Raw genomic sequence first — 13407 nt, 5'->3', positions numbered from 1 at the left:
ACAGCAATACAGGCACGACTCCCTTGCGGGTAGCCGTGCCTGTACTTTTTGGCCTACAAGTGGTATTCCCAGATAATAGTACCATCATTCCCGGTAAAGCCGCGCGCCCGCAGATGAGGCAGCAGGGGACTTGCCGGATTAAGCCACGCCTTGAACGTAGCACTTTCCTTGCGCGGCAAGTAGGCAATCAGCTCGTCGCATGCTTCCAAGACTTCGCGGTCGTCGCCACAGGGTGGGAACAGGGCAATGTACTCCCCAAAATCCTCAAAACCTGCCCACATGCGCGGCTCACTGCGGCCCCACAGCCAAAGGTTGTTGGCTAGAATGTTGCGCTCTAGGGCAGCGCGTGACATGAGTTGCCACTGCCAACAGGCAAAGAGCCCAGGTTCGCTGCTGTTTTTGTCAGCTATGCGCTCCAAATCAGCCAAGTCACCGGACACGGCCTGACGCCAGTTAGTGACGCCAACTTCATCGCCTTCCGCTCGCGGCGGCAAAACTTTAGTCACTCGCTCATACTGCATAACTTGTCTAAAGCCGACTCCCGCAGTCATAGTCAACGAGGGCGTGTTCTCTGCGTCAATGCCTAAGTATACATGTTTTATGCCGTGGCTTTGCACTTGTGCCAGACTTGCCTCGGTCAGCTTGGTGCCTATGCGCTGGCGGCGAAACTTCGGGTCGACGCGCATAGCCTGAAACCAGGCACTTTGATGGGGCATAAAGTTGATGTAGCAGGTTCCGGCAATCTCACCGTCCTGCTCGGCCACGAGTACTATGCCTTGTTCGGGACTAGTGACCCACCCCTCCCACATGTTTGGCACATAGTCGTCCTCCCAGACGCGGCTTAGCAGGTCTAAGACACGGGGCTTGTCCGCTAGTTCTCCTTTTCTTATCGCTATCATGATGTCAGCTCCTTACTTTACCCTGCACGTGGCACATTCGCCGAACACTTCAAGGCGGTGGCCCGTTATGCGGAAGTTGTGGTTCGCTTCAAGCAGGCCTAGGGCGGAGGCTAGAGGGCAGCCATTCATGCGTGTTGAAACTCCACAGCGCGTGCAAGTCAGGTGATGGCTGTGGCCGTAGGCAGAGAGCGCATAGGTAAACCTGTTGCCTAACGGATGGTGCATCTGCTCCACTAGCCCTTTTTCTAAGAGCATTTCCAGCATGCGGTAGATAGTAGAGAGGTTAACGGTGTTGTCCTCACGGCGGAGTGTCACATGGATGTTGTCTACCGACAAGGGGGCTTCAGCCTCTGCGAGGATGCGCAGCACGGCCTCGCGCTGGCGCGTCTTCTTTATGCCATGGCGGCGCAGCAAGTCCCCGGCCTGTACCTTGTTGGTCAAAGGCTTACCCTCCTATAGCGCCAAACTTCCGTACCCCTACGGAGCAGAGGAACATCACCGCATTAAGCAGCACAATTACCGCGCCCGTGGGGAGATTATACACGTAAGACCCAAAGATTCCTAGCACTACGCAGGTTACCGATACAAGCGCAGCTACGGCTATAGTCGACTTAAAGCCTTTGGCCACCTGTAGGGCAGTGACAGTCGGGAATACAATTAGGCTCGAGATTAGCATAGTGCCCACAACCCTAATGCCCAAGGCAATCGTCATGGCGGTGAGCATGGCGGTCATGTAGTTTATAAGTCTTGTATTAAGCCCAAGGACGCGGGCGAAATCCTCGTCATAGGTAACAGCAAACAACTGGTTGTAAAAGAGCAGGACCGCGCCAAGGATAACAACAGCTAAGGCCACCGAAATGAGTACGTCGGCATGACTAATAACTAGGATGCTCCCAAATAGAAAGCTCATCAGGTCGACGTTAAACCCTTGTGCAAGGCTGGCCACCAACACGCCGACGGCAATCGAAAAGGAGGAGACCAAGCCGATAGCGGCATCGCCATGCATGCCGGTGCGTTCGCTCAAGGTGAGAATGGCCAGCGAAGCTACGGTGACCAGTGGAATGCTTATCAGGAGCGGCGAGGCCGATAAGAGGAGGGCTAAGGCCACTGTCGCGAAACTGACGTGAGCTAGGCCGTCCCCAATAAGCGACAGCTTGCGCAATACCAAAAATCCTCCCAAAAACGCGCAGCAAAGCGCAATTAGTGTGCCTACGATAAGCGCCCGCTGGATAAAGACAAAGGAAACAGCTTCTGCGAGTAAGTCAATTAGCGCCATGGCTGTGCCTCCAGCAAAACAGATGTTGCGATACAGTGCCGAAGTAGGCAGTCATAGCTTCCGAGCCGCAAAACTCGTCATATGTGCCGAAAAACACTAGGCCGCGGTCTAAGTACATAAGTTTCTTAGTGTACTTTCCGATTGAACCTATGTCGTGTGAGACAAGCATGATTGTGACTCCATCCTGCGTGTTTAGGTCTTGTAGGAGCTCGTAAAACTCGTCGCGGATTTTTGGGTCGAGTGCACTTGTGGGTTCATCAAGGATGAGTAGAGACGGGGCGCTAACCATAGCCCGCGCCAACATCACGCGCTGCTGTTGCCCGCCCGAGAGGTTGCCTACTTTTTTGTCGCTAAGCGAGGCGGCGCCCAAGCGGGCGAGGACAGCGTCAGCGCGAGCGCTGTCCTCAGGCGTGAATATGCGTGGCTCTCGCTTTGACGCGAGCAAGCCAGTCATTACTACTTCTTTCACGGTCGCAGGGAAGAGGGGGTCATTCTGCGTCGCCTTTTGCGGCAGGTAGCCTATGGAGTGCCGCTTAGCGGCTTGAATAAAGCGTATCTGTCCGCTAGCGGGTGGTAAGAGGCCGAGTAGCGCCCGCAGCAGCGATGTCTTGCCCGAGCCGTTAGGCCCGGCTATGCCGATGTAGTCCCCTTGCTGCACGACAAACGAGACTCCGCTTAAGACCTCGTGTCGACCGTACTTGAGTGTTAAGTCCTTAACCGAAAGTAAGGCGTTCATGTTACCTTAATCCTTCGCGCAGTCGGGCGAGATTCCCTTCCATGATGCTCAAATAAGTTGCGCCGGCGCGTAGCTCCTCCCGCGAGACATTATGGGCGCCGTGCAAGAGCGACATGCGCGCTCCGGTAGCCTCGGCTATGATGCGCGCTACGCGGGGCTCCACCAGCTCTTCATGGAAAATGACTTGACTGCCGGTCTCCCGCACATTCTCAATCAGCTCGGCGATGCGCCGGGGAGTAGGCTCCGCATTGGGAGAAAACCCTACATAGGGTGACTTGTGTTCGAGGCCGTATCTGCGGGCAAAATGGCCAAAGGCGAAGTGACCCGCATAAAGGATAGTCCGGTTTTCCACGGTGGCGAGGAACGAAGCAAACTGCTCGTGCAAAGCCTGTAGCTTAACTTTGTAGGCTTCGCCGTTTTCGCGGTAGAATGCGGCGTTCTGTGGGTCGGCCTGTGCTAGGCCGGCGACAATGTTGTCGACCATGTGCTGGGCAAACACAGGGTCAAGCCAGATGTGGGGGTCTTGCCCATGCTCGTGCGCGTGGTCGTGGCCGTCACCTTTGTGGTCAGGATATTCTGCGACAGAGACGATGTCGCGGTCTGCCGCATCGCGGAAAAAGTGCCTGCCAGCTTCAAACTCGGAGGGAACGTGTCCGGTCAGGAGCACGTAAGTGCCGGCGGTCTCTATGCGCACGGTAAAGACAGAGGACTCGCGCGTCTGGTCAAATTCGAGCGAGTAGACACCTTCGCGGGGACTGACGGTGCCACCGTGCTGTATGGCGGTTGGCGAGGCGTACTTAAACAGGTCTTTGGCGTCATGTTTAGCCGCGTCGAGTGCGTCTTCGCCGGTGTAGGGCGAGCGGAGCAGTACAATGGGCATGGAGGGGTCGGCGTAATGGCCGCCAACTTTACTGAACTCGAGTCGGTAGTTGCCGGGCGTCAGCTCAAACACCCCGATCCATTCATAGGGATCCTCGTGTTTGGGCTCTGACTCGAGCGCTATGCCGTGACTGGCATCGACTACGACTACAGGTTTGCCTTGCATGGCCTCGATTACCCTCGCCGCCCAAGGCTCCATGTATTTGCTGGTGTAGATAAACACATCTGCGCGGTGGATGTTGGCGATGTCGCGCGGTGTGGGTTCGAAAGCATGCGACTCGACACCTGGGGGAAGGAGCAGGGAGACTTGCACTCTGTCGCCGGCAATCGCCCGCACAAAGTCATACTGGGGGAACAGAGTCGTGATTACCGTAGGGCGGCCGGGACTGGCAAAGCGAGCCTGCAGAGCGGCACAACCCGATAGAGAGAGCGAGAGCACGAACACGAGCGCCACGACGAGAAAACGTTTCATAGGACCTCCTTATGTACGGCAAATGCACTTGCTGCGAATGCAAAGCATTTGCATTTGCGTTTGCAATTAGTATAACTTACTTTGCGCGAATAATACACGTTTCTACAAAATTTCTTTTTGACTCTGGTTCCGCCAGGCTGTACAATTTTTCTAGCCTGCCGAGGAGGGATTGTGATGCGCGAGCTGTCACCTAGACTGCAAACAGTGCTTGCTCAACTTAAAGAGACCCTGTGCCTCGGCGACATAGGCAGCGACCACGCCTTCTTAGTGACCGCTGCCATCCTGCAGGGCAAAGCTAAGCGGGGCATAGCTGTTGAGCTCTGCGAACTTCCCTATCAGCAAAGCAAAAAGACCGTCGCTGCGCTTGGCTTAAACGAGCAAGTCGATGTGCGACTAGGCGACGGGTTAGCGCCGCTTGCGCCCGATGAAGTGCAGGCGCTGTGCATTGCCGGCATGGGGGGAGGAACTATGCGCGGCATCTTGGAACGAGGTCGGGACAAACTCGGTCAGGTCAGTCAGCTGGTGCTGCAGCCAAATGTCGATGCCGGGGTGCTGCGTAGCTACTTGTGGGAAAGCGGTTTCCGCGTTAGAGACGAGGCCATGGTCGAAGATGCAGGTATAATTTACCAAGTAATGCGGGCTGAGCCCGGCAGCGAAGCGGTAGGGTACTCACCGCTAGAACTGGAGTACGGTCGTCTCAATCTAAAGCGATTCGACGCTACCACTGCGCGTCTGCTCCGGCGCGACCTAGCGCATTGGAAACGTGTCTTGGTTGACTTGCAGGCGGCGAGGCAGGCAGGAACACACGAGCGCAGTATTTGGGTGAGCGAGCGAGTACGTGCACTAGAGGAGGTCTTGGCAGGTGTCAGTTAAGGTAAAGCAGATTGTCTCGCTAATTGAGGATTTAGCGCCAAGAGAAATCGCGGAGGAATGGGATAACGTAGGGCTCCTAGTCGGAAGCATCGACAGCGTGGTCAATCGGGTATTGCTGCTACTTGACGTCACCGAGGCAGCCGTAGACAGGGCGTTAGCACTCGGTTGCGAGTTAATCATTGCGCATCACCCCGTGATTTTTCGCCCGCTAAAAGCTCTGCGCACAGATTTGCCCCAAGGTCGTATTCTCGAAAAGCTTATCCGCGCAGGGGTGTCCGTCTATGCGGCTCATACAAATTGGGATAAGTGTCAATCTGGAACAAGCAGGCGATTGGCTGAGTCGCTAGGGCTTCGCAACATCAGCGTACTTAAAGCCATGGGGCAAGACAGGCGCTTTAAGCTCGTGGTCTTCGTGCCGGAGTCGCACCGTGAGGCAGTGTTTTTAGCCATGTCTGCCGCTGGTGCCGGACATATCGGTAACTACAGCCACTGCTCCTTCGCCACGCACGGAACAGGTACTTTTATGCCGTTAGCGGGAGCTAACCCCTATGTTGGCCGTGAGCAGGAACTGGCCTATGTAGAGGAAGTGCGGTTAGAGATGATTGTGCCGGAGGCGAAGTTGCCTGCGGTGCTTAATGGTCTTAAGTCAGCGCATCCTTATGAGGAAATTGCTTATGACGTGACTGTGCTTCAAAACGCGGGGCAACCTTACGGCCTTGGTTGCGTAGGGGAGGTAGCGCCGCCCCTTGCTTGGGGCGAGTTTAGTTCTTTACTGCGAAGTTTGTTCCCCGCTCTGCGGGTAGCCGGACACATACCAACGGAGGTACGGCGGGTCGCTGTATGTGGTGGCGCAGGCAGCGAGCTGTTGCTAAGCGCTCAGGCGGCTAGAGCAGACGTATTTCTTACCGGCGACGTGGGGCATCACACCGCACTAGACGCCGCGGCACTTGGGGTCGCTGTCGTTGACGCAGGGCACTATGCGACAGAGGCCTTTTTGCTTTGGGATTGGCATGCTTTGCTCGCAGAATATGCCAGTTTCAACCAAGTGTCCTTAGAAATTCATGTTTTCAGCCCTGAAAAGCCAGTGTTCTCCGTGCTCTAGCGTGTCGCTGAACGCATTATCTGTGATTTGCATTCTACAAAACAAGCTGTTATTATGTAAACACAGCTTTTGCTCTTGTCAGCAAGAGCAGAGAAGAATAAAATATATTGTCAAGTAGACTGGGTAGTTACGCGGCAGACATTTGCCGCGAGGAAAGTCCGGGCTCCACAGGGCAGAGTGCTGGTTAATGGCCAGTCGGGGCAACCCGAAGGAAAGTGCCACAGAGACATACCGCCATTTAGATTGCATCAAAATGGCAAGGGTGAAAAGGTGAGGTAAGAGCTCACCAGCGGCCTGGTGACAGGCACGGCTAGGTAAACCCCACTTGGAGCAAGACCTAATAGGGGAGAGTTAAGAGCTGCCCGCTCGTTCTCCCGGGTTGGTCGCAACCGGCGCGTTAGCGCCAGCGAGACTGATGGCAACATCAGCCCTAGATAGATTACTACCACCGCTCTCGCGGTACAGAACCCGGCTTACAGGTCTACTTGACACTGAACCGCCCCTTTCCAAAAGGGACGGTTCTTTTTGTTCTCTGTGTTTTTTCATTCCTGTCCCAAAAGGGACGGTTCTCTGTGTGTTCCAAAAGGGACGGTTCTCTGTGTTTTTTTATTCCGCGCTCAGAGATAATTGTGCAGACATTGCTTCTTTTAAGTATCACATGAACGTGCCCAAATATGGTATGATTCTCATGCTAAGCATTTGCGTTGCGATACGCGTAACGACCATTGTAGAGGAAGTCTAGTATGGGAGGCATTGCCATGTTTCGTTTCGTTTGGCCGCTTCTTTTCCTCGTCTTTAACGGCGTAATGGTGGTAGCCCTTCTTTACATAACGGTTATAGTCCACGAGTTTGGGCATGTAGCCGCAGCAAAACTTATCGATAAGCGGGGGGAGTACCTCGTAACGATGGGGAACGGGCGGCAGTTGTTCTCACTGAGGATTTTTGGCATACCGGTGCGCATTTATCAAAACCCTTTCAATCAGCATGGCCTTGATGGAATATTCCATGTGCTGTCCGTCGGTCGACCTTGGTTGTTGTGGGAGCAAATGCTGGTAACAGGCGGTGGAGCGATAATTAATCTCATGTTAACGACTGTCTCCTTCCTGATTATGTACCATGTGATAAAGGGCGGCGTGGAGGGTTCCTCTCTCGTTCATGGTGTCAGCGGCTTCTTAATGATCTTTGGCGGGTTAAGGGCGCATCTTGACGCTTTACCGATACTTGAGCGCATGCTCTTCGCTTTTGCTGCCACTAACAACTTCGCTATGTGGATGAGCATCATTCCGATTACTATTGGTGAGTACCGGACCGATGGGGCAAGCATTCTGTACCGTTTGCGGGCAGCTTGCGGCGCAAAGGGACAATCCAGCCGTGGGGGGATTGACTTGTGAAGACGATCTCCATCCTATTGGCTACTATACTCCTGCTCACAGGAGTGCTTGAGGCCGCGCCGCCAAGTGGATCTCAGCCGCTCACGTCCTCGATCATCACTAGCCAGGGACGCACAGTTTATGCCATGCTTAGCTATGCGGCGGGTAGCGAGAGCATGCCGGCTACTAAGGCCCGCTTGGAACAGGACTTACATGCCATCGAAAGAGTGTTTCAGGACTTTGTCGTGGCGCGGGCACCAGGCGGGAGACGCGCCGTCTTGCTGATTAGGGCGACGCAGCACGTGGGACCTGCTATCACCACCCTATCTCGTACGCCGGCTGTGGCTAAGGCAAGTATACACCCAGCCGGTGGGGGCTTAGTCGGCACGACTAGATTAGGCGAAGGCTATGTCATTGAGACCACTACCGCGCGGCTCGCTTTCAACGACCTACTGGCCCTAGTTTTGCTCCTGCCTCGCCTGACCGACCAGGCGCCGGTAGTGGTTGCGGACGGCGACGAGGTGTTGCGGCAGGTAAAAGAGAGCCAAGAATTTCACGAATTCAGCCGTCTCGAAGTGAGTTTTGGGCCTCAGGGGATGTGGAGCACGGAAGGAAAGCAGCTTGCTCCTGTCTGGCGAGCCGGAGAGCTCACCTATCGTGTCATCGATTTAGCCGGCGCGACCTTGATTGAGCTTAAGCCCTTGCCCTATTACATTGCCAGGCCAAGCTGGTCGCCACCGGTGCCGCGTTTTGTCGCCGGGGCAACAGCAACAGAGCTGCTAATCGCAGAGGCGCACTCGGGCGCAGTGCATCGTCTAGATTTGACCGCCCTCTTCCCTGAGCGATACCTGCGCATCACTGAGGTGTTGGAGATGGCGGCTTCGCCGGACGGTGAGCAAATCGCCTTTACCCTGAGCTTCAACATGCCGGAAACTTTTTGGCAAAGAGAAAACCATAGCTATGTCTATCATCTCGTTGCCCGAGAAGTAAAGGTTGCGCCGCCGCTAGAGCCGATAAACCCTAGGGTGCAAGAACCTGCTCCGGGCAGAGGTATTGTTCTCGATTTTATTACTCCACAGCCGGGGCACGTTTCGCCGGTGTGGCAAAGAATCAACCAAGGCTGGAACCGGGGAAGCCTCAGTCGTCAACAGAGCCATATCGGTGCGCTCTGGGCTCAGTTGTTGCCTCAGGATAAGCCTTTTGTCTTTCTACCTATCCAGTTTTTCCTGCAGCACCGTTTTATTGCCTACGCTTCGCAGACAGAAATCGTAGTCTATGACCGGGTGCAGCGCAAGTATCATCGCATGGATGCAAAAACGCTGCACTCCGATTACCGGAAGGTCGAAGGGGTGAGGTTCGCGTACGACCCCAATAACCCCAGAAGCCAAGTCTACATTTGGCTTATGTGGCTAGGTAGAACAGCCGAAGGACATCGCTGGGATATCGCGGCAGACACAACCGTGCCGCTCGCAACTACGCTAGAGCAGTTAAAGCGGTACGGACAAAGGCGTGACTGGGAGTTCGTTCCCGCCACAGTTAACTTTGCCCTGCCTTCAGATACAACTATTCTGATAGGCGACCAAGCGACTGCGGCGATATGGCGACGGCTGCTCTCCTCGCTTTCCCACGCTTTTTGGGCGCTCTCGGTTTGGCTCGGCGTCATGTTTTTTGTCTTTCTGCTGCCGTTTGTTGTGGCCTGTTTTTTCACGCTACTTGGCGCGCGCAAGCTGCGACGCTCAGGGATGTTTCAAGGAGCCGTGCCGTTCATTGCGGCATTGGCTTTCTTAGGGTTGTCCATGCTTGCACTGCGTCTAGCCATGCCTTATAGCGAGATTATAAGAGTTAGGGTCTATCCTCTTTTGTGGTTTCCGCACGGGAGCGCCGCGGGCATGCTCTTTATGAGCGGATTTGTCCTGGGGGTGGCGGCATTGTTGACCATGCTAGTCTTCTCGCAGTCGCGTCGTTTGCAGAGCGCGGTAATACCGAATGCAGCAAGTTTCACTCAGGCAAGGGGAAGTCAAGCTGCTCTTGCCGGAGTCACCTATGGCCTAGCCGGGGCAGCCATAGCATTACTCCTATTTCTCTGGGCTGCGGCGACGCTGCCGTATCATCTCCCCGCGCACTTGAGCGAACGGGTCTTTGTAGTGATATTCTACGGGTTGTGCCTTGCTGTTGTCTTCTTCCTGTTAAGGGCTCCCCTCGTCTTAGTGAGCTACTCAACTGCTGCGGCCGTATTCCTGGGTGTAGCCGGGTTGGTGAGCTATCCTCTCAGTATGAGTGAGTTTATCGGTGCCCTTAGTGTAGAGGGCTGGATTAGGCATATTGGGCTTGTCTCTCCGCTCGCGGCTTTCTGCCTTGTGTATCTACTTAGAGCAGAGCTGTCGCGCCGCGGATATGTGCTGACAACACGGGCGGCGTTGTTCGGGTCCGCGCTCTTGGCTGTGCCAGCTATCTATGTAGTTATCCACGGCGAGCGACTCCACTGGTATTTGCTGCCTTTGAGGTCGTTGGCACTTCCGGCGACTATGCTCCTGGGCGCGGTTACGGTCATTTCCTTCATAAGCGCGCTCGCTTCTCTATTGCATATTTTGCGCAAGGAAGCTCTGAAGGTGAAGGAACCCACAACGGAGTTCACAGACCCTATCACCCCTGTCGGGCTTGCGGCTAAACCTCATGCCCAGCGGCCAAGAGGGCTGCTCGGGCCGCTCATGACGGCAGCGGCGGCTCTAATGGTCTTCGTACTTATAGTGGTGGAAGCACAAACAGGTGTCATGCGCAGTCCGGGTGGTTACGTGGGGTTGCTGTTGCTGCTCTTCTTCCTCATTGTCTCGGCTGTATTCCAGCTTGGCTCATCTATAGCCGCGCGTTTGGGACAGCTTTTCAAAGCAGAAGAAGCAAAAGGGACGGAGCCTTTTGCTTCACCTTAGCGCGCCACCTGCGCGAAACCGTGACTTGAATTACGCGTATTAATGAGTATACGTTCGCGTAGAGCGATTATTGGAGGCGGAGGCGAGTTATGATCGATTGTCCAGGTTGCGGAGCCCATATCGAAGATCAAACTAAGCACTGGTGCGCAAACTGCGGCACGCAGTTACGGTCAAATCCCCAAAATCCCCCAGAAGGGCTAAGCAGCGAGGAAAAGGCTGGAGTATGTGTTGGCAACATATGCCTATCTCCGTTGCTCGGCGTTATCCTGTACTTCGTGTGGAAGGACGAGAAACCGCAGAAGGCCAGCGACGTATGCAGTGTAACCATCTTCTCTTTTATTGCGGCCATTGCGCTAGCTTTCATCTTAGCCCTCATGGGGACCATGTGATGAGCAGAGCTAGGAGGCGCGAGGCATGTCCCAGAGGGACGGCAGACCGTGCGAAAAGCCTTCCTCGGGTGTAGGGACGTGCCTGTGGCACGTCCGCGGACGCGCGAAACGCGCGTCCCTACTAGTTAACACCACGATGGCTCCGCTGATGTCCTAACGCCGTTTGGTGAGAGCGAAGAGGCCGATAAACAGAGAAGCGATTACAAATGCTGCGCCCGCAAGCTGAGTTTCCCTAGAAAAGCTGCTTACTACGTTAGCTTCTGTGGATTGACGATGCACAGCATCAGTTGCCTTTAGCGGCGTACTCGCGGCTGGCTCTTGTCTGAAGCCCATGGCAGGCTCAGCCGTCATTTGCTCATAAATGGCTACCACGGCATCAAGGGAGGCTATGGACTCGACTTCTTTGGCCGTTAGCTTAGCTGTCACTACCTCGCCACCAGGCTCTGTACTGGGCTCTGCGCCCATGGCAGTAAGCGCGGCTTCGATAGCTTTGACGGATTCGCGCACGGCCTCAAGCCTCAGCTGCCCTAGGGCATTAAAGAAGGCCTCGGCCTGCAGACGGTATGCCGTGTCCTGCTCTGACGGCACTCGGGGCTGTGGGGGAGATGGTGCTATGGCAATAGCTGGCTCCGCCTTGGCAGTCGTAGGCAAGTCGCTCGCAACGCCGCCTCCTCCGAGTAGTTGTTCATCGCTAAGGGCCAGTCCTTTGGCCAACATCGGGTATTTCGCTCTAAGTTCAGCCAACTTGACGCGTATTTCTTGGCTGATTTTAACACTTGGCTGAATCACTACGGACAACCTAGCCTCTGCGGGGAGGTCACGCAGTCTGCGGTATAAGCTAACCTCAGTCTTTCCAGCTTCAGCGGCCAGTTTCTCCCATGCCGCTTGTTCAGCTTGGTGGAACGCCTCCATTTGTGGCCCATCGAGAATTGCTCCTGTGGCGAGACGAATCGCGATTAGCCCGAAGATCTCAGGGGCTGGGGAAATGCTTCTGTCGGCAGGTGCAGGCGTGTCAACTCGTTTAAGAATCTTACCCTAGATGTGTAGTTCACTCACTTAAGGTTCTTACCCACTCCTTGATTGAGCGGGCTGTTGTTGAAGGTGGATCACCTCCCCGCGTCCCCCCCTTCCCCCTAGGGGGAAGGGGGGGAGGAAAATAGTGTAAGTTCCTAATTCGCAGCCTCTTTCCCTTTTTTCCCCTTTCCTGTCGCGGCAGCTTGCATGGATTTCTCTGGGTCTTGTCGCACTTGGGCTTCTAATTGCCGATAAAGCGCCAGCGGATTCAGCGTTGCTGCCATAGTCCTGTATTGGCTTGTTTGCTCAGGTGATAAAACTCCGGCTTCAATCGCACGCTGTAGGGGTGTCTTGGCTGCGTCATAACGCTTCTTCACTTTACTACCATGCCGGTCTTTAGAGATGAGCTTCTGGCTGGGTTGAAACAAGTTTACGTACAGGTCATAAGCATCGTATAGCTTGTTCATCCACTCTACTTGCTCGGGCGTGTCATATCGCTCGTATCCTACAAGGCGACGTACATGCTGAAAATTCTTCTGTTCGACATGGGGATTGTCGTTCTTCTTATAGGGCCGACTGCGCGTATAGGCGATTTTTCTGTCCTTGCAGAACCGTATCAGCTGGTGGTTAAGGAACTCTGCCCCATTGTCTGTATGTATGCCCCAGATGGCATAGGGCCAGTTCAGGATTATTTCAGCTAGTTCTTTGTGAACAATGGTTTGCCCCTTGCCGAGGATGGCGCGCCTGCGGCTGTACCCTGTGGCCACGTCAACTACAGAAAGGGTGTACGCGAAATGCCCAAGCGAAGACCCTCCGTTATGCTCCACTAGGTCAATCTCCAGCGCGCCTGGACGCAGCTCGCCGGAAGCATATCGCTCAATGGGCACCTGCTGTTCAAGTTGTGTGCGCTTTCGGGGCACAGACAGGCGCGGGGCTTTGGTAGAACGGGACTTGCTTAGCAGCCTCGCGAGAGTAGGGCGACTTATTGTGGCTACCAGCAGACGCACTTCAGGGCTCATATGCACCTCTCCGTGTTGTGCGAGCAGGTCTGCTGTCACCGCCAAGACAGGGTGAAGTCTTTCAGCGCAGGGGAAGTCTAGGGCTTCCCACGCTTTAAGTATTACTGGCTTGGCAGGCAAGTACTTTGAAGAGCGCTTGCGCTTGCGCCTGCCACTACCGCGCACTGTGCTAGCATTTAGCACATGGATGGCATACTTTCGGTGGTAGTTGAGGACTGCAACTACTTCCTCGATAATTACGGTCTTCTCGGCTTTTCCTTCTGCATCGGAAAAACGCTTGCGCACGCCTAAGATATAGCTCCCCCGACATTTCATTGGCAATCTCACACACATCCCCTCGGTAAGATTTCGATGTGAGTGAACCACTTCCCCCTTGGTAAGATTTTAAGTGAGTGAATGCGTTGTGTTGCGCATCCCTTCCTAACTCTGCTATAATTCGTTCAAGTTTCTC

Annotated in this window: 12 protein-coding genes and 1 other RNA gene; 5 read left to right on the top strand and 8 right to left on the bottom strand. The window is 54.7% G+C overall.

Translation table 11 applies throughout. The features are described from left to right. Positions 1 to 53 precede the first annotated feature (53 nt). The 5 genes from KGZ66_03765 to KGZ66_03745 are packed head-to-tail and all read right to left on the bottom strand — an operon-like array spanning position 54 to position 4262. Positions 54 to 899: a GNAT family N-acetyltransferase gene (locus tag KGZ66_03765; protein ID MBS3984709.1), complete on the bottom strand. Its 846-nt coding sequence runs from the start codon at positions 897 to 899 to the stop codon at positions 54 to 56. Positions 900 to 911: 12 nt separating this feature from the next. Then, a complete protein-coding gene (locus tag KGZ66_03760) occupies positions 912 to 1340 on the bottom strand; it encodes a transcriptional repressor (GenBank protein MBS3984708.1) in 429 nt (142 codons plus the stop codon). Positions 1341 to 1344: 4 nt separating this feature from the next. Then, the gene (locus KGZ66_03755; protein MBS3984707.1) at positions 1345 to 2175 is read right to left on the bottom strand and encodes a metal ABC transporter permease; all 831 of its coding nucleotides are present in this window, start codon (positions 2173 to 2175) and stop codon (positions 1345 to 1347) included. Beyond that, positions 2162 to 2911, bottom strand: a complete 750-nt coding sequence (locus KGZ66_03750; protein ID MBS3984706.1) for a metal ABC transporter ATP-binding protein — start codon at positions 2909 to 2911, stop codon at positions 2162 to 2164. The genes KGZ66_03755 and KGZ66_03750 overlap by 14 nt, the downstream gene beginning before the upstream one ends. A gap of 1 nt (position 2912) precedes the next feature. After that, positions 2913 to 4262, bottom strand: coding sequence for a zinc ABC transporter substrate-binding protein (locus KGZ66_03745; protein ID MBS3984705.1), 1350 nt, complete (start codon positions 4260 to 4262; stop codon positions 2913 to 2915). 174 nt (positions 4263 to 4436) lie between these two features. Between KGZ66_03745 and KGZ66_03740 the strand changes: the two genes are divergently transcribed. The 5 genes from KGZ66_03740 (at position 4437) to KGZ66_03720 (ending at position 10534) form a co-directional block, all read left to right on the top strand. Beyond that, complete coding sequence (locus KGZ66_03740; GenBank protein ID MBS3984704.1) at positions 4437 to 5135, top strand: SAM-dependent methyltransferase; 699 nt, start codon at positions 4437 to 4439, stop codon at positions 5133 to 5135. Further along, on the top strand, positions 5125 to 6237 hold the full coding sequence (locus KGZ66_03735) for a Nif3-like dinuclear metal center hexameric protein (protein MBS3984703.1): 1113 nt from the start codon (positions 5125 to 5127) through the stop codon (positions 6235 to 6237). The genes KGZ66_03740 and KGZ66_03735 overlap by 11 nt, the downstream gene beginning before the upstream one ends. Before the next feature lie 111 nt (positions 6238 to 6348). Further along, positions 6349 to 6729, top strand: an RNA gene (gene rnpB, locus KGZ66_03730) — RNase P RNA component class A. Between the two features lie 266 nt (positions 6730 to 6995). Beyond that, positions 6996 to 7628, top strand: a complete 633-nt coding sequence (locus tag KGZ66_03725) for a hypothetical protein (protein MBS3984702.1) — start codon at positions 6996 to 6998, stop codon at positions 7626 to 7628. Further along, complete coding sequence (locus KGZ66_03720; protein MBS3984701.1) at positions 7625 to 10534, top strand: hypothetical protein; 2910 nt, start codon at positions 7625 to 7627, stop codon at positions 10532 to 10534. The genes KGZ66_03725 and KGZ66_03720 overlap by 4 nt, the downstream gene beginning before the upstream one ends. Before the next feature lie 127 nt (positions 10535 to 10661). Here KGZ66_03720 and KGZ66_03715 read toward each other — a convergent pair whose 3' ends face one another. From KGZ66_03715 to KGZ66_03705, 3 genes are all read right to left on the bottom strand, one after another. Next, positions 10662 to 10898, bottom strand: a complete 237-nt coding sequence (locus KGZ66_03715; protein ID MBS3984700.1) for a hypothetical protein — start codon at positions 10896 to 10898, stop codon at positions 10662 to 10664. A 178-nt stretch (positions 10899 to 11076) separates the two neighbouring features. Beyond that, a complete protein-coding gene (locus KGZ66_03710; GenBank protein MBS3984699.1) occupies positions 11077 to 11835 on the bottom strand; it encodes a hypothetical protein in 759 nt (252 codons plus the stop codon). Between the two features lie 257 nt (positions 11836 to 12092). Next, a complete protein-coding gene (locus KGZ66_03705; GenBank protein ID MBS3984698.1) occupies positions 12093 to 13241 on the bottom strand; it encodes a transposase family protein in 1149 nt (382 codons plus the stop codon). Positions 13242 to 13407: the final 166 nt, after the last annotated feature.

This window comes from Selenomonadales bacterium (genome assembly GCA_018335585.1).
GTDB lineage: Bacteria > Bacillota > UBA994 > UBA994 > UBA994 > UBA994.
Note: the sequence above shows the minus strand (reverse complement) of the source record. Positions and strands in the feature narration are given on the sequence as shown.

Coding starts and splice junctions, on each gene's coding strand:
- KGZ66_03765 (MBS3984709.1), bottom strand. CDS start 899: ATGATAGCGATAAGAAAAGGAGAACTAGCGGACAAGCCCCGTGTCTTA.
- KGZ66_03755 (MBS3984707.1), bottom strand. CDS start 2,175: ATGGCGCTAATTGACTTACTCGCAGAAGCTGTTTCCTTTGTCTTTATC.
- KGZ66_03750 (MBS3984706.1), bottom strand. CDS start 2,911: ATGAACGCCTTACTTTCGGTTAAGGACTTAACACTCAAGTACGGTCGA.
- KGZ66_03745 (MBS3984705.1), bottom strand. CDS start 4,262: ATGAAACGTTTTCTCGTCGTGGCGCTCGTGTTCGTGCTCTCGCTCTCT.
- KGZ66_03740 (MBS3984704.1), top strand. CDS start 4,437: ATGCGCGAGCTGTCACCTAGACTGCAAACAGTGCTTGCTCAACTTAAA.
- KGZ66_03725 (MBS3984702.1), top strand. CDS start 6,996: ATGTTTCGTTTCGTTTGGCCGCTTCTTTTCCTCGTCTTTAACGGCGTA.
- KGZ66_03715 (MBS3984700.1), bottom strand. CDS start 10,898: ATGAAAGCTAGCGCAATGGCCGCAATAAAAGAGAAGATGGTTACACTG.
- KGZ66_03710 (MBS3984699.1), bottom strand. CDS start 11,835: ATGGAGGCGTTCCACCAAGCTGAACAAGCGGCATGGGAGAAACTGGCC.